The sequence below is a fragment of the Sphingomonas caeni genome, from assembly GCF_026013415.1.
Taxonomy (GTDB): domain Bacteria; phylum Pseudomonadota; class Alphaproteobacteria; order Sphingomonadales; family Sphingomonadaceae; genus Sphingomonas; species Sphingomonas caeni.
Genome location: NZ_JAPDOK010000007.1, coordinates 153,709 through 175,491, shown reverse-complemented (window position 1 = coordinate 175,491; position 21,783 = coordinate 153,709). Strand labels below are relative to the sequence as shown.

The 21,783-nt window shown below is 67.7% G+C and carries 10 protein-coding genes; 2 read left to right on the top strand and 8 right to left on the bottom strand.

Annotation, left to right across the window (positions count from 1 at the left end):
- Window positions 1–109 precede the first annotated feature (109 nt).
- Both OF829_RS16705 and OF829_RS16700 read left to right on the top strand, forming a co-directional pair.
- Window positions 110–1,423, top strand: a complete 1,314-nt coding sequence (locus OF829_RS16705; RefSeq protein ID WP_264941264.1) for an L-fuconate dehydratase — start codon at window positions 110–112, stop codon at window positions 1,421–1,423.
- Window positions 1,424–1,635: 212 nt separating this feature from the next.
- Window positions 1,636–4,488 (top strand): TIM-barrel domain-containing protein, encoded by a 2,853-nt coding sequence (locus tag OF829_RS16700; RefSeq protein WP_264941263.1) that lies wholly within the window; start codon window positions 1,636–1,638, stop codon window positions 4,486–4,488.
- Between the two features lie 21 nt (window positions 4,489–4,509).
- On the opposite strand, the gene OF829_RS16695 is transcribed toward OF829_RS16700, so the two are convergent.
- From OF829_RS16695 to OF829_RS16660, 8 genes are all read right to left on the bottom strand, one after another.
- Window positions 4,510–5,280: an amidohydrolase family protein gene (locus OF829_RS16695; protein WP_264941262.1), complete on the bottom strand. Its 771-nt coding sequence runs from the start codon at window positions 5,278–5,280 to the stop codon at window positions 4,510–4,512.
- Window positions 5,277–6,527 (bottom strand): L-fucose:H+ symporter permease, encoded by a 1,251-nt coding sequence (fucP, locus tag OF829_RS16690; RefSeq protein ID WP_264941261.1) that lies wholly within the window; start codon window positions 6,525–6,527, stop codon window positions 5,277–5,279. The genes OF829_RS16695 and fucP overlap by 4 nt, the downstream gene beginning before the upstream one ends.
- Window positions 6,524–8,098: an alpha-L-fucosidase gene (locus OF829_RS16685; RefSeq protein WP_264941260.1), complete on the bottom strand. Its 1,575-nt coding sequence runs from the start codon at window positions 8,096–8,098 to the stop codon at window positions 6,524–6,526. Before OF829_RS16685 ends, fucP begins: the two co-directional genes overlap by 4 nt.
- Window positions 8,099–8,225: 127 nt before the next feature.
- Entirely contained in the window at window positions 8,226–10,682 is a 2,457-nt protein-coding gene (locus tag OF829_RS16680; RefSeq protein WP_264941259.1) for a hypothetical protein, read from the bottom strand.
- Window positions 10,683–10,693: 11 nt separating this feature from the next.
- Entirely contained in the window at window positions 10,694–12,100 is a 1,407-nt protein-coding gene (locus OF829_RS16675; RefSeq protein WP_264941258.1) for a hypothetical protein, read from the bottom strand.
- A 6-nt stretch (window positions 12,101–12,106) separates the two neighbouring features.
- Window positions 12,107–15,832 carry a hypothetical protein gene (locus OF829_RS16670; protein WP_264941257.1) on the bottom strand — a complete coding sequence of 1,242 codons (3,726 nt, stop codon included), beginning with the start codon at window positions 15,830–15,832 and terminating at the stop codon, window positions 12,107–12,109.
- Window positions 15,829–18,081 (bottom strand): hypothetical protein, encoded by a 2,253-nt coding sequence (locus OF829_RS16665; protein ID WP_264941256.1) that lies wholly within the window; start codon window positions 18,079–18,081, stop codon window positions 15,829–15,831. Before OF829_RS16665 ends, OF829_RS16670 begins: the two co-directional genes overlap by 4 nt.
- Window positions 18,078–21,767, bottom strand: coding sequence for a DUF6603 domain-containing protein (locus OF829_RS16660; protein WP_264941255.1), 3,690 nt, complete (start codon window positions 21,765–21,767; stop codon window positions 18,078–18,080). Before OF829_RS16660 ends, OF829_RS16665 begins: the two co-directional genes overlap by 4 nt.
- Between the last annotated feature and the right edge of the window lie 16 nt (window positions 21,768–21,783).

Below are 21,783 nucleotides of genomic sequence, written 5' to 3'. Positions count from 1 at the left end.
TTCCTCTCCGTTGTAGCGACCATAACTCATATCCGAGCTTGCGCCAGCTGCCTTTGGCACATATGAAAATGGAAAGCATCTGCAAACGCACGAGCGGAGAGGGCGAAGTTTGACGGTCATTACCAAGCTCCGTGTGCTCGACATCCGCTTTCCCACGTCGCAGCGGCTCGATGGATCGGACGCGATGAACGCCGATCCGGATTACTCGGCGGCTTATTGCGTCCTCGAGACCGATCTCGGCGGGTTCGAGGGGCATGGGCTGACCTTCACCATCGGGCGCGGCAACGATATCTGCTGCCACGCGATCCAGGCGCTGGCGCCGCTGGTCGAGGGGCTCGATCTCGACTGGATCCGCGAGGATGGCGCGCGCTTCTGGCGGCATCTCACCGGCGACAGCCAATTGCGCTGGATCGGACCCGAAAAGGGCGTGATCCATCTCGCCACCGGCGCGGTCGTCAACGCCGTCTGGGACCTGCTCGGCAAGACCGCGGGGAAGCCGCTGTGGCGGCTGATCGGCGAGATGAGCCCGAAGGAGCTGATCGGGCTGATCGATTTCCGCTACATCACCGATTGCATCACGCCGGCGGAAGGTCTGGCGCTGCTTGAGGCGCGCGCGGTGGGGAAGGCGGAGCGGTTCGAAATACTCGAGCGCGAGGGCTATCCGGCCTATACGACCTCCGCCGGCTGGCTGGGTTACTCCGACGCCAAGCTGCGGCGGCTGTGCCGCGAGGCGGTCGAGGCGGGGTTCGACCATGTGAAGCTCAAGGTCGGGCGCAGCGTTGAGGACGATATCCGCCGCGTTGCGATTGCGCGCGACGCGCTGGGGCCGGACCGCAAGCTGATGATCGACGCCAACCAGGTGTGGGAAGTCGATGAGGCAATCGCGCACCTCAAGGCGCTGGCCTTTGCCGACCCCTGGTGGATCGAGGAGCCGACCAGCCCCGACGATATCGAGGGGCACCGCGCGATCCGGGAGGCGATCGCGCCGATGCGCGTCGCGACCGGCGAGATGTGCCAGAACCGGGTCATCTTCAAGCAGCTGATCATGCGCGGCGCGATCGATGTGGTCCAGATCGACGCGTGCCGGCTGGGCGGGGTGAACGAGGTACTCGCGGTGCTGCTGATGGCGGCGAAATACGAGCTGCCGGTGTGCCCGCATGCGGGGGGTGTGGGGCTGTGCGAATATGTCCAGCACCTCGCGATGATCGACTATCTCGCCTTTGCCGCGACGATGGAGAATCGGGTGATCGAATATGTCGACCATCTCCACGAGCATTTCGTCGATCCGTGCGTGGTGCAAAACGGGGCGTATCTGGTGCCCGAGCGACCGGGCTTCTCGATCGAGATGAAGCGGAGAACGCTGATGGAATACGCCCATGGCGCCGAAAGGGCGACGGCCGCCTTAGAGTGGCAGGGGCGGTGAAACGAGTTCGGACGGGGCGCGTCGGACAGCGCTCCCCGTTCGCCGCGGTCCTGCGCTGTCACATGCCTCTGCGGCAGCGCAGGACTCGCCTGTTTCGGGGACTGGCGATTGCGGGGTAGGGCGCTAGCCTGTATCCCGCTTTCACGCACGTAGGCGCTTTGCACTGGCGAATCCCGGCGAGAGACCGGAATCGATTTTTAGGAGACGTGGCTTTGAAGGGATTTCTGGGCGCGGCCGCGCTGATCACGGCGCTGTTTTCTTGCCAGGCAATGGCCTCCGAAGTCGTCACCGTGCCGCACGGCGTGGTGGTGACCCCCGATGGCGGCCCGGCCAAGCGCGTCCGCGTGATCGCCTATGGCGATTCGAGCTTCCGGGTGACAGCGCTGCCAGTCATCGACCTCAACCTGCCCGCGAGCCTGATGGTGACGGCGCAGCCGAGTGGCGATCCCGAGGTGACCAATGCCAAGGGCGTGGTGACGCTCAAGCTGCCGCACGCGACCGCCGAGATCCGCCTGTCCGACGGCAATGTCCGCTTCCGCGACGCCAAGGGCAGTATCGTGCTGACCGAAGCGACCCGGGGCCTCTTCATCCCGTCCTCCGGCACGCCGGGCTATCTCAGCATCGATCAGCAGTTCAACCGCAGCACCGATGAGGGGTTCTTCGGGCTCGGCCAGCACCAGAACCGGCAGATGAACTATAATGGCGAGGACGTCGAACTCGCCCAGCACAATATGGACATCGCGGTCCCGTTCGTCGTCTCGACGCGCAATTACGGGCTGCTTTGGGATAACAATGGCATCAGCCGCTTCGGGAATCCGGTCCCTTACCGTCACGTCGGCGAGACGATGCTGGTGACGAGCGGCGGAAAGCCCGGCTGGAAGGCCGATTATTATCTGGGCGAGCGGCTGGCGGTGAGCCGGCAGGAAAAGTTCATCGACTATCAGTTCATCAAGGATCAGGTGAACTGGCCCGCCGCCGCCAAGGCGCAGACCCAGGCCTCGCCCGAGAGCGGCCAGAACACCCAGGGCGTGGTGGTCGGCAAGCAGCATGTCGTCTGGTCGGGCGATGTCGTCCCGGACAAGACCGGCATCCACAAGTTCCGCCTTTATGTCTCGAGCTATGTGAAGCTCTATATCGACGGCAAGCTGGTGATCGACGCGTGGCGGCAGAACTGGAATCCCTGGTTCCGCAATTTCGACCTGCCGATGACCAAGGGCAAAAAGGTCAGCATCCGGATCGAATGGGAACCCAATGCCGGCTATATCGCCTTTTTCCACAGCAACCCGATGGAAGCACCCGACCGGCATTCGCTGTGGATGTCGTCGGACACCGCCAAGGCGATCGATTATTACTTCGTCGCGGGCGAGAATATGGACGGCGTGATCGCCGGCTATCGCGCGCTGACCGGCAAGGCCGAGATGATGCCCGTCTGGGCCTATGGCTTCTGGCAGAGCCGCCAGCGCTACGAGACGCAGGAGCAGCTGCTCGGCGTGGTCCGCGAATATCGCAAGCGGCAGATCCCGATCGATAATATCGTCCAGGACTGGTTCTACTGGCCCGAAAACCAGTGGGGCTGCCACTGCTTCGATCCCAAGCGCTTCCCCGATCCGGTGGGCATGGTGAACGAGGTCCATGCGATGAATGCGCGGGTGATGATTTCGGTCTGGCCGAAATTCTATCCCAATACGAAGAACGCGCAGGAGCTGAACGCCAAGGGCTTCCTGTATCAGGGGAACCTCGAAGCCCATGAAAAGGACTGGGTCGGCCCCGGCTATGAGAATACCGATTACGATCCCTATGCTCCCGAGGCGCGGCAAATCTATTTCCGCCAGATGAAAGAGGGGCTGGTCGACAAGGGTTTCGACGCCTGGTGGATGGATGCGACCGAACCCGATATCCATTCGAACCTGTCGATCGAGGAGCGCGCCGAGCGGATGGGACCCACGGCGATGGGGCCGGGCGCGGCGTTCTTCAACAGCTTCCCGCTCGTCCATGGCGGCGGCGTGGCGGACGGGCTGCGCGCGGCGAGGCCCGATGTGCGCCCTTTCATCCTGACGCGTTCAGGCTTTGGCGGCACGCAGCGGACGAGTTCGGCCCTGTGGTCGGGCGATGTCGCGTCGCGCTGGAGCGACCTGCGCGACCAGATCTCGGCGGGCACCAACCTGTCGATGTCGGGCATCCCCAACTGGACCCACGATATCGGCGGCTTCGCGCTCGAGGACCGTTATACACGGCAGGACCCGGCGCACACCGCCGAGTGGCGTGAGCTCAACCTGCGCTGGTTCCAGTTCGGCGCCTTCAGCCCGCTGTTCCGCAGCCATGGCGAGACGCCCAAGCGCGAGATCTTCGAGATCGCGGCGAATGACCAGCCAATGTACGATTCGATGGTCGCGTACGACCGGCTCCGCTACCGGCTGATGCCCTATATCTACACGATCGCCGCCGACACCTGGCACCATGACGGGACGATGATGCGCGGGCTCGTCATGGACTTTCCGGGCGACCGCAAGGCGTGGAATATCGACGACGAATATATGTTCGGACCAGCCTTTCTCGTGGCGCCGGTGACCGAGTTCGAGGCGCGCGAGCGTGACGTGTATCTGCCTGCCGGCACCGGCTGGTATGATTTCGCGACCGGGGTTTTCTACAAGGGCGGGCAGGTGGTGAAGGCCAATGCGCCGCGCGAGTGGATGCCGCTGTTCGTCCGCGCCGGATCGATCGTACCGACGGGCCCGGCGACGCAATGGACCGGCGAGCAGCCCGACGGGCCGATCGTGCTGCATGTCTTCACCGGGGCAAATGGCAGCTTCTCGCTCTACGAGGATGACGGGCTGAGCCCCGGCTACAAGCAGGGTCAGTTCGCGCGGGTGCCGGTGAAGTGGGACGAGGCTACGGCCACGCTGACCATCGGTGCGCGGGAGGGTAGCTATCCGGGAATGCCGGGCAAGCGCGCGATCTCGGTTCGCTTCTACGGGCCGGGTGCGGCGACGGTGCCGGACTTTGGCGAGAACGGCGCGATCAGCCTGGTGTACAAGGGCGAGCAGCTGGTGGTGCGGCGACCGTAACCATCTTCGCCGGGATGAGGGTTAGAGTTTGTAGATGCGGCGGGCGTTGTCGTTGAAGACGGCGGCGCGGGACTGCGACGGGATCGCTGCCTTAGCTTGGGCGAGCCACCCCGCGTAGCTGCCGGCGAGGTTGAGCACCGGCCAGTCGCTGCCCCAGATCAGCCGGTCGGGTCCGAACAGGTCGAACAACCAGGCGATGGCCCAGTCCATGTGCCTGGCGGGTATCTCCGTCACCAAGCCGGAGAGCTTGCAGCTGATATTCGGAAAGCCCGCGAGGTTGTCGAGGTCGAGCTGCCAGTCGGAAATGCCGTTTGCGAAATCCGGCTTGGCAGCGTGATCGACGACGATCGACAGCGTGGGATGGCGGAGCGCCAAGCGCTCGAGTTCGGGCAAATGCCGTGGGCGGACGAGCGCGTCGAACACCAGCCCCTGCTCGGCCATCGCGGCCAGACCGGGATCGAGCGCGGGGTTGTCGAGGAAGCCGGCGGGATAGCCCTGGACCATCGGCCTGAGGCCCTTGAGCCATGGGCTGCGGGGCAGAGGCAGCGTCAGGTCGGCCCAGCCGACCACGCCGAGAATGAAGTCGTGCCGCCCGGCCAGCTCGAGTAGCCAGAGCGTGTCGCGCGCACTCTCCTGGCTCTGGACGAGCACGCTGCCGGTGACGCCGCACGGCAGCGCCACCGCCTCCCAATCCGCGGGCAGGAAGTCGCAGTGGATCGCCGCCTCGGCCTCGGTCGGCCAGCTGCAATCGTGCTCGCCCAGCCTCCAGAAATGCTGGTGCGCGTCGATCAAGCGGCGGCTTTCCCCGCGCTGCGGGCGAAGGCGAACACCGCGACGAAGGCCAGGGCGGGGACGAGCATCGCCAGCGCGATCGACGACTTGTCCGAGATGTAGCCCATCACCGCGGTCAGCACCGCGCCGCCGATGATCGACATGACCAGCAGCGACGATCCCGCCTTGGTGAGCGGGCCGAGGCCGCGCAACGACAGCGCGAAGATCGTCGGGAACATGATCGACATGAACAGGCTGGTCGCGATCAGCGCGGCGAGGCCGGTGCTGCCGCCCACAAGGGCGCCGACGATGCAGAGCAGAACGTTGATCGCGGCGAACCCGGCGAGCAGCTTCGCCGGTGCGATCCGGCTCATCGCCGCGGCGCCGAGGAAGCGGCCGACGAACAGCAGGACCAGCGAGATGGTGATCGCCTGCGCCGCCCATTTCTCGCCGGTCCCGGGCAGTTCGGCCTGGGTGTAGCGGATCAGGAAGCTCCACACCCCGACCTGCGCGCCGACATAGAAGAATTGCGCGACCACCCCGAGCAGGAAGAGCGGCTTGCCGAACAACGCGCCGTAATCGCCCTTGCTGGCGACTTCGTCCTCGACCTTGGCCGCGGCGGGCGGGAACTTCACGAAGGCGACGAGCGCCGCCCAGACTAGCACGAACAGGCCGATCACGAGGTATGGGCCCTTCACCGCCGCGGTCTCGGCGGCGTAATAGGCCTGGAGCGCGCTGTCGCTCATCGCCGCGGTCTGCTCGGGGGTATATTCGACGCCCGAAAGGATGAAGTTGCTGCCGATCAGCACGCCGGTGATCGAGCCGAGCGGGTTGAAGCTCTGCGCGAAATTGAGGCGCTGCTCGGCGCCCGAGGGATCGCCGAGCACGGTCACCAGCGGATTGGCCGAGGTTTCGAGAAAGGCGAGGCCGCTCGCGAGCACATAGAGCGCGAGCAGGAAGAAGGCGTAGCTGCGCGAATCCGCGGCGGGGAGGAAGAGCAAAGCGCCCGCGCCGAACAGCGCGAGGCCGAGCACCACCGCGGCCTTGTAGCCGAAGCGCTTCATGAACAAGGCGGCGGGGATCGCGAAGCAGAAATAGCCGAAATAAAAGGCCGACTGGATCAGGCCGGTCTGGAAATCGTCGAGGATGAACGCCTTTTTGAAATGCTTCATCAGCACGTCGTTGAGGTTGTTCGCCGCGCCCCACAGGAAGAAGAGGCTGACGATCAGGATCAGCGGCAAGAGGTAACGTTTCGCCTTGTCGGTCATATCAATCCCCTCCCGTCGATTTTGATCACCGGCACGAAATCGCCGGGCCTGGCGCGAGGCAGGGTGACTTCGAGGCCCCCCGCGTTTCGCGCGAACTTGGTCTTGCCGCCGCCGAGCAAGGCGATGCGCTCGATCTGCGCATCGGCAGGGATCGATTTGAGCGTCACCGGCGCATCAGGCCATTTCAGGAACGCGGCGTAGAGCGCGCCCTTGTTGACCGTGTAGCGCACATCGCCCGGCGCGAACTCGACCTTGCCTTCATTGAATGCGGCGCCGGTGACCTTGGTCGGCCCCTCGCCAAAGACGCGCCATGGCCGCGAGCCGAAGATCGCCGCGTCGCCGTTGCGCTTGGTCCACGCGGTGATGCCGGCGACGATCTTCTCCTCCTCGCTGTCGATCGTGCCGTCGCCGCGGACGGGGATCGAGAGGAGGAGGTTGCCGTTCTTCGATACGACGTCGCACAGGCGCTGGATCACCCTTTCGGCGGGGACATAGCCCTTCGCGTCATAGCGCCAGCGGCTGTAATGCCAGTCGCCGATGCAGGTGGCGGTCTGCCATGGCCGCGCGCGGAGCCGATCGGAGAAACCGCGCTCGACGCTTTCGACCAGCGCGCGTTGCTGGAAGTCGCTGAGGCTGTTTACCGTCATCACCACATCGGGCGCGCCGTTCACCTGGTTCGCATGATCGTAATAATGCGCCAGGGCTTCGAGCCCGACGCTGCCGAAGGGAAGGCCGTAGCCGTCCTGATAGATGATGTCGGGCTTGTACTTCTCGACCATGTCCTTCTGGCGGAGCAGCCATTTGGCGACGAATAGCGGGTTCTGCTCGGGCGCGAATTCCATCCAGCGGCCCGAATGGACATCGACCCAGTCCTGCATCGCTTCCTTGGTGGTGATGCCGCCCGGGGGCACCATCGAGGGACCGGTATAAAGCTCCTGCGGATCGAGCCCGTCCCACCATTTCCCCGCGCCGTCCTCCTTGCGCAGCCTGAACGCGTCGTAGCGTTCGCCCGCGCGCGGGCCCTCGGCGTCATAGCCGTAGGCGGTCTGCCACCAATGCCAGGCGTGCGAACTGTGGTTCGAGACGCCGAAGCGCAGCCCCTCGCGGCGGACGATCTTTTCCCAGGTGCCGATAATGTCGCGCTTGGGACCCACCCGAAGCGTGTTCCACGCGTGGTGCTTGCTGTCGAACGTGTCGAGATTGTCGTGATGGCAGCCGAGCGCCATGAAATATTTGGCGCCCGCCGCCTTGTAGAGCCCGATCAGGTGTTCGGGGTCCCAATTCTCCGCCTTCCAGAGATTCTCGATCTCCATGAAGCCGGTGTCGGCGGGATGGCCGTAATGTTTGAGGTGATGCTCGTAAAAGGGGTTGCCCTGCTGGTACATCTGGCGGCCGTACCAGTCGCCATTTTCGGGGACGCACTGCGCGCTCCAATGCGCCCAGATGCCGAACTTGGCGTCGCGGAACCATTCGGGGACGGCGTAGGCATTGCCGAGCGCCGACCAGTTGGGCTCGATCGGTGCCGATGCCGCCGGGAGCGGGGCGAGCGCCGCCGCGGCGCTGCCGCCCATGCTTCCCAGAACGCCTCTGCGCGTGACCCGCATCGCTCTCCTCTCGACTGCCCTGCGTTCTTACAGGTGCAATTCTATTTCATCAGGGCAAAAGCCTAGCCGGACGCGCGAGGGGTGGCAAGGGCGGTCAGCAGGATGGCGAAGGCAGCACCGCGGCTACGCCGTCAATGGTGAGCGATGCGGCACCCGCAGAGCCGGCGGCGGCATAGGTGGTGGCGGGCGGAATCGTCCCGTCGCCATCGCCGTCGGTGCCGTACTGCCAGCCATTTTCCCCGCCATTGCCGCCAGTTCCCGGTGTTAGGGTGACGATGAACTGCGCGGGAGGGTGGCTGGGGTCGACGGTGAGCGTCACGATCGCGTTGCCGCCGGCGCCGCCGGTCCCACCGGGGCAGGAATATTGCGGGGTCTGCATGGCGAGCCCGCCGCCCGGCCAATTGGTGAGCACGACCCAGCCGCCGGTGCCGCCAGTGCCACCTTGGCCACCGGTGGCCGCGAGCGGGATGACGCGCCCGCTGTCGCCGGTGAGGTCGAGCGGCGGGATCGTCAGGGTGATCGCGCCGTCGCCGCCCGTGCCGCCGACCACGCCCGGCGTGGGCAGGGTGGAGGGCGCCAGGGCCTGACCCCAGGTGAAGGTGGCCGCGCCGTTCGTGCCCGCTGCGCCTGGGCCGCCGGGGCCGCCCGCCTGGGTTGCGCCGGTCGCGGTCGGCTTGATCGCGGGGCTGACCGTGGCGGTTGCGCTTTGCGCGAGCGATCGCCCGAACTGATCGTGCGCGGTGACCGTCACCGGTCCGGAGGCGGCGATGACGACATAGCGCGAGCCGCTTGCCGGGGCGGTGCTGCCGTCGGGCAGGATGCAATAATCGGCGCCCTGCGAATTCCAGCTGAGCAAGGCGAGACCGTTGACCGCGACGGTTGGCGGCTGGACCGAGACGGTCAGCGCGAGTTGCTCGAACGGTCGCGGCGCCGCCAGCTCGCCGCTCGGCGGAACGATGAGGCCGTCGAACGCGAACGCGACACTGCCCGGTGCGCCAGGACCGCCGTTGCTCCCCGCGAACATGCCGCCCGAGGGCGCGCCCGGTCCGCCGGCGCCACCCGCGATCGCGATGATATATTGGGCGGGCGGCAGGCTGGGATCGACGGTAAGCTCGACCACCGCGTTGCCGCCCGGACCGCCATCGCCGCCGTTCATGCCGAAGACATAGGCGCTCGCCTGGAGCGATCCCGGCTGGCCGCCGGTGCCGCCCGTACCGCCGGTGACGGCGATCTGGATGACCTGCTGGGGCTGATCGGAGCTGTCGAGCGGCGGCACGGTCGCGGTGAGCGTTCCCGTGCCCCCGGGCCCTCCGGTCCCGCCAGCCCCCAGGGCGGCGAAGGCGGTATATTGCTCGGCCTCGACCGGATAGGTCTGATTATTGATCGTGACGACCTGGGCGCCACTGCCGTCATTCTCCAGATAGGCCGAAATGCTGCCCATGGTGAGGTTATAGCCCAGGACCTGCGGCTGATAGGCGGGGCTCATGTTCGGGGTGATGGTCGCGTTCTGGCCGGTGGTGCCGGTCGCACCGGGGGTGCCGGTAACCGAATAGCCCGCCTGATTGGGGACGATCGCCGGGCTGACCTGGATCGTCTTCTGCTGCTGCACCGTCTGCCCGTTCGCGCCGACCGCGGTGATGGTGAAGAGGCGTGTCGCCTGGAGGATGACATAGGCGGTGCCGCTCGCCGGAAGCTGCTGGCCGTCATCGGCGAGGCAGTGATCGGCGTTGGGCGCATTCCAGGTCACCTGCGCCAGCCCGCCGACGCCGACCGTCGCAGGCTGGACGACGAGCGAAAGCGACAGCGTCTCGACCGAGAGGGTGAGGGTGCTTTCGAGGACCAATGGCTGGTCCTGGCCGGGCACGGTCTGGGTGGCGGTGAGGAGGAAGGGGACGTCGCCGGTGCGGGTGAGCGCCTCGGTCTGGAAGCCGCCGGTGCCGGGGATGTTCGGGACGGTTGCCGATAGGGGGCTGCCCGAATCCGCGGGCTGATAGGCAAGCGTGCAGGTCACGCCCTCGCCGGTCGCGATCCAGTTGAGCGTGCCGGGCATGCCGTAGAGCACGTCGATATCGTCGAGCGGGACCGGCATCAGCGGGGTGAGGCTGAACACCACCGGGAATTTGCTCACCGGGCAGCTCATCATGCGCGGGCTGAGCGGGTTGGTGCCGCCCGAGGCATTCTCCTGGATATCGACCGTGGATTCACCGACCTGACCGTTGATCGTTACCGCGAACATAAAGGTCAGCCCCGATCCCTTGACGTCGGCGGCGCCACCCGGGGCGAAGAGCGTCACCGTTCCGCCGTCGGTCGCATAGGTCCAGCCGGGCGCCGGGGTCACGACGATGTCGGTCGCCGCGATCAGGTCGCCGGCATTGGTGCCGCGGGGGAAGGTCACGACGATCTGCTGGCAGGTGACCTCGCGGCCGCTATTGTTATCGACCGCGAGCGTCAGCCAGGCAGGGGTGTTCACCTGGAGCGGGTTGGGCTGCGCGGTGAAGGCATAGTCGAGCAGGGGCGGCTGGAGTGCCGCGACGCTGACCTTGAGCACCATGTCTTCCTCCATCAGGGCAGCACCACCGCATAGCCGTCGACCGTCGCGCTCGCGGTTCCGGCGACCGCGCCGCCGCCGCCGCCCGCGCCGGCGGTGACGGTGATCAGATATTGCGCGGTGGTGGTCGCGTTGGGATCCCAGCTGAGATTGAGCGTGGCGTTGCCGCCATTGCCGCCGGGGGCATCGCCGAACTGGCCCTCTCCGCTGCCGCCGCCGCCGCCCGGCCCGGCGGTCAGGGCGATCGGGATGACCTGCCCCCCGCCCGACGTGTCGAGCGGGGGAAGCGCGATCGTCAGGTCGGCATCGCCGCCGGCGCCGCCGGCCGATGGGGGACTCCAGACCCAGACCGGCCCTTCGATGCTGCGGCCCGCCATATATCGCGTGGCCGATTGGCCGCCCGCGCCCCAGGGCGCGACGATATTCTGGCCAGGCGCGTTGGCGACGATGTTCGGGTTGACCTGGATCGTCAGTTGCTGGGGCAGGGTCTGGCCGTCGGCGCCGACCGCGGTGATGTTGAAGGTTTGCTGCTGCTGGAGCAGCACATATTTCTCGCCCACTGCGGGCAGCGTGCTGCCGTCATCCTCGTCGACGCAATGATCGGCGTTGACCGCGACCCAGCGCACCCGCGCAAGGCCGTTCACGCCCACCACGGGAGGCTCGGCATAGAGGGTCAGGCCGAGCGTCGCCACGGTGATCGGGAGCGAGGCGGTCTTGGTCAGCGGCTGGTCCTGGTCGGCCGGGGTCATTTGCGCGGTCAGGAGGAAATCGACCTCGCCGTTCCGCGTGAGCGCTCGCGTCGTGTAGGAACCGCCCGTCGGGCTGTTGGGAACATTGTCGGTCACCATGTTCCCGCTATTGTCGGGCACATAGCTCAGCGTGCAGGTCACGCCCGCGCCGGTCGCGGTCCAGGTGAGGGTGGCCGATTTGCCGTGCGGGATATTGGTGTTGGTCACGGGCACGGCGGTGAGTGCGCTGAGCGTGAAATCGACCGGATATTTGGCCGCGACCCAGGTGTAGGAGCGCACGCCCGCCGGGTTGGCGGGGTTCGACGCGCTCTCATCGATCAGCACGTTCGCGCTTCCCGCCTGATTGTTGGCGGTCATCGCGAGGACGAAGACCAGCCCCTCTCCCTTGACCACGATGCTGCCGCCCGGCGGGGTGAAGATCACCTGCCCGCCATCCTGCTTCACGCCCCAGTCCGCGGCGGGAGGAACGGTGTCGATCTGGGCGGTGGCGATCAGGTCGGCGGCGTTGGTGCCGACCGGCACCGTCACGATGATCTGCGTGCAGGTGACATTGGCGCCCGTCTGATTGCTCGCCGTGATCGTTAGCGACAGGGGCGTGCCCACCTCGATGGGATCGGGCTGGGTCGCGACCGAATAGGTCAACAGGGTAGAGCTGGGATCGGATAGTTGCATCGTGTTTCAAAGCCCTGATTTGGGGGTGAATTGCAGCCAGCCGTCGATCAGCCGGGGCGGCTTGCCGGGCAATCTCGCCTTGGCGTCGGCGGTGACGATCGCGTCGGTTTCCCAATCGGTGGGATCGGTGCCCGCGCCGGTGTGGCGCATCCAAGCCCAGCTGCCATTCTGTTCGGCGGGGACGGGCATGCGGATCGTGTCCCACTGGGTCAGGATCGGGCCGACGCGGAAGGTGACGCCCATGCGCTTGAGCGCGTCCGTATAGAATTCGGAGGGCAGCTCGAAGCTGGTCACCGGCTGCATGCCGGTGTTCGCGTGGATCTTGCCGCGCGGATCGAGCAGCATGGTGAGCATCACCGTTGGGGCCTGCCCCGAGTCCACGAAGGGCAGTGACAGGTAATTGCCGGGCACCACCGGCACGACATAGGGCGAGATCGCGGCGCTCGAGGCGTGGACGGCGTTGAACCGGCCGTAATTGTCGGAGGTGAAATAGCCGATCACCCCGTCGTCGAGCAGCTCGGGGCTGCCGAGGCGGATCGGGAAGGAGAAGCCCGCGAGCCCGGCGTCCTGCGCCTGGAGCGTGTCGCGCCAGCTCTGGTTGGTCGCGGCATTGCCATAAAGCTCGAACTGGAGTTCGACGCGGATCAGCGCGAGCGGGCGGCCGATCAGCACCGCGAGATCATGGTCGGACTGGCCGCCGGGCGGGTCGACCGTCCAGAGCGTCTCGTCGATCGACTGGTAGAGCGCCTGGAACGCCGCGACGCGCGCGGTGGGGGCGATGGCCGACCCCTGGGTGAAGGCGGAGAGCGCGGCGCCCAAGTGCGGGTTGGCGATCTGGGAGGGATCGGTGACGGCGGGGTTGGGGCCCGGCGCGGGGAGCCAATCGACCCTCTGGCCGCTTTGGTCGGCGAGCACGATCAGTTCGCCCAGCGCCGTTCCGCCCGCGTCATAGACCGCGATCGATTGGTCGAGATGGTTGGGGAGCAGCCAGCCGCACACCGGATCGGCATCGGGCGCGTAATAGACTTCCTTGCTGTCGTCGGCGGCGTCGAACAGGCGGATGTTGAGGCGGCTGGGCTGGACGATGCGCGGCACTTGGCGGACGCGCGTGGCGGGGTTGTCGATCGTCGATCCGGCATCGGGCGAGAGGCCGGCGCCGCGGATCGGCTGGAAGTCGGCCGCCTGGCCGGTGCCGTTGCCGTTGGCGTAGAGCAGGTCGAGCACCTGGCCATAGGCGTCGACGATCACCAGCCGGTTGAACTGGAAGAAGCCGCCGCGCACCGGAAAGAAGAAGGGCGTGCCCGATCCGAAATCGAGGTCCTGGTCGCCGAGCGACACCATCGGAATGCCGCGATTTTCGGCGCCGATCGCGGCGGCGAGGGGGCCGGGGGGCGGGGGCGACGTGAGTTCGCCCGAGCGCATCAGGAATGCATCGTTGAAGCCGCTCAGGCTCTGCGAGAGGAAGCGGCTGTTGCTGATCGCCTCGATCGCGGTTTCGAGCGCCTGCATCTCGGTATCGTCGGGATGCAGCGAGACATAGGTGGCGATGCGCTTGAGGAAGGTGTCCATCGCCTGCGGGGTGAGGAAGCTGCGGCCGTTATAGGTCTGGGCGGGGACGGGCGCGGCGAGGCTTGGGTCCCACAGTTCGCCGCCGGTCCAGTTATAGAATTCGCCACCGCGGGCGATGACATTGTCGCTGCCGTCAAAGGCCCAGCCGGACTGGAGGAAGGCCCAGTTATCCTGTTGCTGGCTCTCGCCGCCAAAGACGGCGGGCTGGGGCGGGACCATCGCGCCGGAGGGGGTGTTGGCGACGGTGGGGAACCACTGGATCTCCCATTGCAGGAAGAGCGGCGACCAGGCCTGGGTCCAGGGCGCGAAGGCGAAGCCGGCCTGGAGCGGATCGGGGATGGTCGAGGTCTGCGCGGTGCCGGCGGCCATGGCGGCGGCGAGCGCTGCAGCGGCGGCGGGATCGGGGCTGGCCGGGCCGTCGGTGACGATGATCTGGGCGTTCAGCGGATCGACGAAGAAGGCCTCGACCGCGATCGCCTGCACCGCGGCGCTGACGCCGGCGGGCAGGGCTTGGGTTGCGGGGAGCGCGATGATGCCCGCCAGGCTGCCCGAGGCGCGGGTGACCGGGCCGGCGCCGGGGATCGTCACGCCGGTGACCAGCGCGTCGAGCGTGCGGCAGGGAAGAGCGGCGTTGCTGTCCGGCTCGCTTGCCGGGGGCGTCATCCCGGCGACGAGCACGACCGGATCGGACGGATGGTGGAAGGCGGGTTGGGCGGCGGGGCGCAGCGTGAGCGGATTGGCGGAGGCATTGTCGGGGATATTTGCGGAAAAGGCCGCGATGCTGTCGCTCGACGTCGGATCGGGGAGCTGGCTGGCGAGACCTGCGACCAGCGTCTGCTGCGCCGTCACCGCGGCGAGCGCCGAGCCCGGCGCGGTGGCTTCGAGTGCCTGCTGGACCATCGTCTGGATCACGGTGAGGTCGAGGCCCCAGCCTTGCTGCTCGCCCGCCTGGGTGGCGAGCGCGGCGGGAAGGCGCTGCGACTTCCACCACAAGGCGAACAGCTCCCACTGCATCGTCTTGAGCTGGCGCAGCGCGCGGTCGTAATTGCGCTGGGTGACGTTGAGCGCGGCGAGCCAGGCATCCTGCGCGGGATCGAGCGCGAAGGGCGCGGGGATTGCGGTGCCGTCGAGCGGGTCCTGCGTCGCCTGCGCCTGCGAGACGGGGACGATCTTCCAGCGGGTGCCGCCCGGTGTGGCGCCGAACCAGGCGCGGCGGATCTTGAGCTCGAGCTGCGCTACCCCGTCCGCATCGTCGAGCGTTTCGAGTGCGCCATACTGGAAGGCCTGGAGCTTGGTCTCGATCTCGCCGGTCGGGTCGCCGAGCATCGCCGCGAGCGCATCGACCGCGGTATAGCCGACCGCGACCTTCATCGCGCTGGCATCGGGATCGATCACCGGCGGGGCGCTGCTGGTCTGCCATGTGACGCCATGGACCATGCCATGGACGACCGACAGCGAGGGCGCGGCGGCCGGATTGCCGAGGACCGACCAGTTGAGCGCGGTCGGCGTGGCGCTGGCGAGAAGATCGTGGCCGGGGTCCGAATACCAGCCGCAGACCCAATAGGTCAGCTCGCTATTCTCGGCGATGCCGGACACATTGTCGTAGAAGGAGAGGATGTCGGTGAGGCTGGGCTGATAAGCGGTGAAGGTAACGTCGCTCAGCCCCGTCGCGCGCAGGAAGAGCGGGCCGCCGGGTTCGCCCTGCCACTCCTCGATCCGCTGGCTGCGGCCCATATTGGTGAGGGTGACGTTGCCCGGCTGCGAATTGCGCGGATCGGCGACCGAATTGGTGCCGTCGGCGCCCAGATAGTCGCTCTGGACCACCCAGACGGTGAGCTGGGGCGTGGCGCCGGGGGTGGCGGTCGCGAGCCGGCCGATCGCCCAGCGATTGGGGATGAAGGGAAAGGCGACCTTGTCTCCCGGCGTCGGGGCGAGGCCATGGGTGAAGGCGGCGGGGAGCTTCCAGTAGAGGTGGATGCCGGTTGCCGGGGGCACCATCGTGTCCTCGGCGAAGGGCGCGGGCATCACCTGGTCGAAACTGTTGAGCGCTTCGTAGTCGGGGGTCCAGCGCTCGAACGGTCGGTTGGATGCGCTCTGGACATGGCTGTTCGAGAGCAGGGCCTGAACGGCCATCGGCACCAGCAGGGGCGTGGGGTCGCTCATGCCGATGCTCCATTGGCGAAGATCATGCGTTCGGGCGCGCTCACCATCTGCAGCGCGAACGCCGCCGGACCCCATAGCGCGCTGTCGGACGCGAATTGCGGGAGGGCGGCGAGATGGGATTGCCAGGCATCGACGCGCAGGACGCCGTTCGGGCGATAGCTGGCGTCGAGCGTGACATTGGCGCCCGCGATCTGCTGGCCGACATCGGGGCCGGAGATGGTGCGCAGGTCGACCGCCCATTCGGCCTCGACCCCGAAGGCGAGGCCTTCCTTGGGCTCCTCGATATCGATCCGCACGGGGAGCTGGGGATAGAGGACCAGCAGCACGTCGCTCGCGACCGTATCGAAGCGGAGCGCGGCGATCTCCTGCGTGCCCGCCATATCGGCCCATGCCTTTACCTCGAGCCCCGGCCAGCCCGAGACCACCGCCGATCGGAGCAGGAAGCCGGCGACCGGATCCGAGGGCGCCGGTGCCTGCGTGTCGATCGCCATGGCGCGGCGGCAGGCGGCGCGCGCGATCGCGGCGTCGCGCAGCGGCCCGCGCGCGAGCTGCTGTTGCTGGGCGTCGCGCGAAGTGGCGATGCCGATGCTCTGCGCGCCGTCGCTGAGCGCATCGAGCGCGTTGGCATCGACATGGAAGAAGCGGATCGATTTCTTGGGCAGCATTCGCGCATCGGGGACGAGGTGGACGAAGGGGACGGGCTCGAGCAGCCGCAGCCCGGCGAGCCAGTCCACGACAGTGTCGGTCGGGCTCTGCGGCGGAGCGTCCATGATGCTGGTGCGGATGGTCGAGGGGAGCGCGGGGTCGGCCAGGGTCGCGCGCACGCCGTCGATCGCCGAGGGCGCGCCGGTTGTGGGAACGCGCACCTGCGCGGGGCCGCCGAGATTGCCCACCGCGATCTTGAGCGCGTCGCCGAGCGAGCGGCTGACCTTTTGCGGTTCGAGCATCGAGGAATGATCGCCCCCGGCGAGCCAGCGCGCGCGTTCGCGCAGCAGGTTGACGGTCTTGCTGAGCGCCGCGCGGCTGCGCTGCTGGGCGGTGGCATAGGCGCGGTCGCGCAGCGCGAGCATGCGTCCGGCCTCCCAGCAGGTGGCGTAGGACAGGTCGAACGTGCCGCTGCCGGGATCGTAGACCGTCGCGGCGGAGGCGCTGGCGAAGGCGGTGTCGGGCGACACCGGGGCGACCGGATAGGGCGTCAGCGGCCCGTGATACCAGGCGAAGCTCTCGTCCCCGGCGCGGCTCTCATAGGCGAGCGCGGCATAGCCCTGCGCCAGCGCGGCGGCGGCGTCCGCGGCGGGGGTACCTGCGGCCGGGGCGGTGGCGGGACCAGCGAGGCGCAGACGGAGCTCCGGCCCGCCGGCGGTCGTGCCCGCGAGCTTGGTCATCAGCGCGGTAAAATCCTCACCGTTGGCCTGCGACGAAAAGGCCCAGCTTGCCAGCGACGCCAGCCGCACCCCGGTCACGCCTGCGGGCCAGCTGGGTGCGTCGGTCAGGTAGGCGGCATAGCCTTCGAGCGAGACGAGGTGCGCGATGTAGCGCGCGGGGCCGCTCGTCTGCCCGGCCGGGAAGCGGTTGCCGATCACCACCGAGAACCAGCCGTCGCCGATCGCCTGCGCCGTGGCCTTGTTGTCGGTATTCACTTGCCGGACGTGCGAGAGCCAGGGGAGGTCGGCCAGGCGCGGGACGACCGAGGTGAAGCTATCGGTCGAGATGTGAATCACGCGGCAGGTGGCGGGATCGCCCGGCAGCGCGGGCAGGCCGAGATTGAGGATCGTCGGATCGCTCGACGCCCTATACTCGCTGACGGCGCAGGAGACGGTGCGGGTGGGGTTCACCATGCCGGCCGTCGCGGGCGGCAGGATGATCTCGTCCTCGGCGAACACCAGCAAGGCCAGCCAGGGATAGGCGGGCGAATTGGCGTTGGGCGGCTTGGCCTCGCCGCTCGCCAGCTCGCGCTCCCAGGGGAGCGAGCGTTCCTTCAGGACGATATTGGGCAGGATCGCGTCGTAATCGCCGGTCGAATTGGCGGGCGGGAAGAGCGACTGGATCTCGGACGGATCGAGCGTGAAGCGCGGCGCGGAAATCCAGAAACTGGCGCTGGCCGAGGGAGCCTGGGACAGCGCGGCGCCCTTGATGGAGGTGACCTGCTGGGTCGCGGTGAGCGTGTATGGCGTCTCGCCCGCCGCGAGCGCGGGCTTGTAGGCGTCGTAGAAGCGGATATCCCCGCTCGGGATCGGCGCGCCACTCATGCCGCCGCTCCCCATGGGGCGCCGAGCATCGGTTCGTCGGGATAGTTGAGCGCGACATTCGCGGCGATCGCGCCGGTGTCGCCGTTCGTGACCGGATCATAGCCGAAGCCTTGCAGCGCCGTGAAGATCGCGCTGCGGCGCTGGGCGACGGATGCGCTGGCGATGGTGTTCGCGATCTGCTGGAGCGCGGGGCCCGGCTGGGGATTGGCGGGCGCGGTGGCATCAGCGGCGGCGAGGGGAAGCCAATCCGAATTGTCCTCGTCGATCGTGTAGAAATCGAGATTGGCGAGCGCGAAGGCGGTGGGGCCGGTCAGCGTCACATCGGGCGGGGTGAGGCCGTTCATGCCGATCAGGCACCCGGAAATCGTATCGGCCGAGGGTACCGCCGGGGTCGTTCCCGGATCGAGCGGCTGGCCCCAGAGCGCGGCGGGGGCCGCTTTGAATACCGGCGACCAGGTCCAGCCCTGCGACAGATCGACCGTGCCGTCGGGCCCGGTGAGGCTGACCGTGAGCACCGAGGTCATCGCGCAGACACCCATCGGCCGGACGCCGAGCGGATCGCCGGGCGGCGGCGGGGTGTAGATGGCGGGCTGCGATCCCGCGAGCACCGCCTCGGTCGCGGGGATCGGGGTGGCGACCGCGAAGGTCATCGCATCCGCGCGTGCCAGCCAGGCGCCCTGATCGGTGCCGAGCAGCCCATCGCTCATCGACAGCGTGACCATGCCGAGCGCGTCGGGATCGGGCGCCCCCAGCAGCGCGCGCCGGTGCGCCAGCGTCGCGGCGGGAGCGGGGCGCTTGGGGATCAGCGTCTTGAAATCGTCCCAGCTCTGGAAATTCGTGTCGGTCGGGAGCGGGTCCGCGCCGAAACTCACCGTGAACGAGATGATGTACCAATCGATATGGACCTTGCCCCCGGTCGGCGGGCCCCAGATGGTGAGGTCGGCGCCCAGGCTGACGCTGATCGTCACCGAGGTGAAGAGCAGGTCGAGCTTGTACGACGCGCCGATATCCACGCCGACATCGCCGATGAAATAGAAGGGCTTCCAGGTGAAGAGGAAGTCGGCATAGGCGCTGAACCAGGCGCGCAGGTCGCCGTCGTGGAACAGCACTTCGAGCGCGCCGCCGCCCATCGCGCAGGAGGGTGTGAGCGCGAAATAGCTGTCGCCCTGCACGGTCAGGTTGTCCGACACCTGCCAGCTGAAGCCCAGCCGCGGCACGACGGGATAATGCGGTGGCGGATCGAAGGCCGGGTGATAGCCGCCCAGCGTGATCACGAAATCGCCGGCATGCTCGCCCGAATACCAGATCCAGAAGGCGAAGCCGCCGGTCAGATGGCAATCGGGGGTGAGGATATAGCTGTTGGGCGAGAGCACCGCGCTCGCGCCGAAATAGCCGTCCGCCGGGCGGATCACCACCTCGAGGCCCAGTTCGGCATAGGCGAATTGCGGGCCGGCCTGGGCGAGCTTGATCCGCGAGACGCCGAGCAGCGCGGCCTGGAAATCCTGCCCCATCTGGGCGGTGACGACCATGTTCGACTGGACCAGATCGAACGAGGTGAACTGCACCCCCGCCGCGATCCAGTTGACCCCCTGCGCGGGGGCGATCCAGTCGTCGAGCGCGGCGAGCGCGGTCATCGGATCCGCATTGGGACCGCCGATCGCACCGGGGCTGGCGATCCCCGCGAGCAGCGGGAAGCCCGGCACCTCGTCCATGGTGGGGATGCGCAGCGAGCGGTTATAGCCGAAGCCTGCGCAGAGGCCGGTGACGAAGAAGAAGGGCGGCCCGCCCAGCTCGGCGCCGAGCTGGGCGAAGATGAACATCGACGGGTGGCCGTCGCTCAGCGTGGCGTAGCTGCCCTCTGCCGCGATCGTCCAGTCGGCCGCCTGGATCAACGCCGAGCCGTCATAAGTGACGGACGACACGCCGTTTGCGGATTCGAGAAAGGCGCCACTGACGCTCACCGGCCCGGTATCGGCGCTGATCCCGAGGCCCTTGAGATCGAGGCTGTAGCTGGAGAGGGTGCCCGGCGAGCCGAGCGGGATGCCGATCGACAGGCCCTGCAGCGCGATGTCGAGCACCGACAGCGTCACCTCGCCATCGAACATCACCCCGAGCCGGCAGTCGGGATTGGGGGTGGGCCAGGCGAGCCCGACGCGCTGGCAATGGAGCGGGCCGAAGGATTGCTGGACGGGGATCCACACCTGGTTGCCCGGGCCGAGGTTCGAATGGAGCTGGACGTCGAGCGTCACCGGCCCGCCAGGGTGCGACATGCCCGCGATCGAAGCCGAGAAGGCGGGGTTGACCGCTTCCGTGTCGCCCCCGCCCGAGCCCGAGGAGAGCAGGTTCTGCGCGACCGGATTGCTCGCGCTGCTGCCCGCCAGCCCGTTGCCGAGCGGGATGCCCAGATCGTCGGCCTGAAGCGCGACGCCCCAATAGATGGGCACGGTCGCCGCGTCGCACGAGAAGAGGAAGCGCGGCTGGGCCGAGCCGAGGGTGACGCCCATCATATCGAGCAGCGAATTGCCCGCGGCGCCGGTGAGATCGAGGCCGATGCTGACCAGGTCGAGCTTGGGACGAAAGCTCGGGACCGGCGGGGTCGCGGCGGATTCGGCGAGCAGGGTCAGCGACACGCCCGGATCGGTGATCGCGCCTGCGGGCGGATCGCCGCGGATCACCCAGTTGCTCGCGTCGGTATCGGCGTCGAGCATCTTGCCGAGCTGGAGCACGAAATCTGTGCCGCCGGCGGTGGTCAGCGCGACATCGGCGATGCAGAGGCGCAGGCCATATTCGGTGCCGCCGCTCGCGGGGCTGTTGGCGAACACCCAGACGCCGCCATCGCCGAGCGCGACAATCGGGGTGGTCAGCGCGGCGAGGCGCTTGAGCGCGGCGGCGAGGATCATCTCGCCGATCGCGACCGCGCCCAAGTCGAGCCAGGCCTTGAGCGTGGCGAGCGCGTAGCCGGCATCGTTCACGATCAACCCTGAAGCGGCGAAGAGATCGCCCGCGGTGATCGCCGTGCCGCCGATCGGACGGTTCAGCCATGCGGTGATCGTTGAACTGCCGAGCGCGGCATTGACCCAGGCGGTCGGGCCGGCCTCGACCAGCTGCGCCAGCGACATGATGGCGGGCGGGGAGGCGGCGCCGGTGAAGGTCAGCGCGAAACCGGGTTTGGCGCTTCCGTCGAGCGGAAAGGTTCCGAGGAGATCGAGGCCTGCATAACCATAGCTGCCCAACGGCACCGCGAAGGTGCAGGTGGCGGCGAGTTCGAGCGGATAGGCGGCGGTGCCGGCGACGACGATCGGCGTTCCCGCGGTGTCGAAGACCGGCGCGAAGGCGGTGGCGGTGACGCTGCCGGTGTTCGCCCAGGCGTCGTACAGCCCCACCCCGATCACCCCGCCGCCCGACGCATGCGGCGCGAGCACGAGGTAGATCGGCGCGGATCCGCCGAGGAAGGGCAGCGCGTACCAGTTCCGTCCGCCGATGCTGTGGGCGGGGGTGCCGAGCAGGTCGGTGAGCAGCTTCCATTGCGCGTCGCGGCGGCCGGGGATGCCGGCGAGTTGGGTGGGGACGTCCGCGAACCAGCCGAAATCGAATTCGCCGCCGTTCGAAACGAGCAGTCCGATCAGGCTGCCGATATCCTCCACCAGCGGCGGAATGCTGCCCGAAATCGGAATCGCTGATCCCATGCCCGCAAAACCTCCG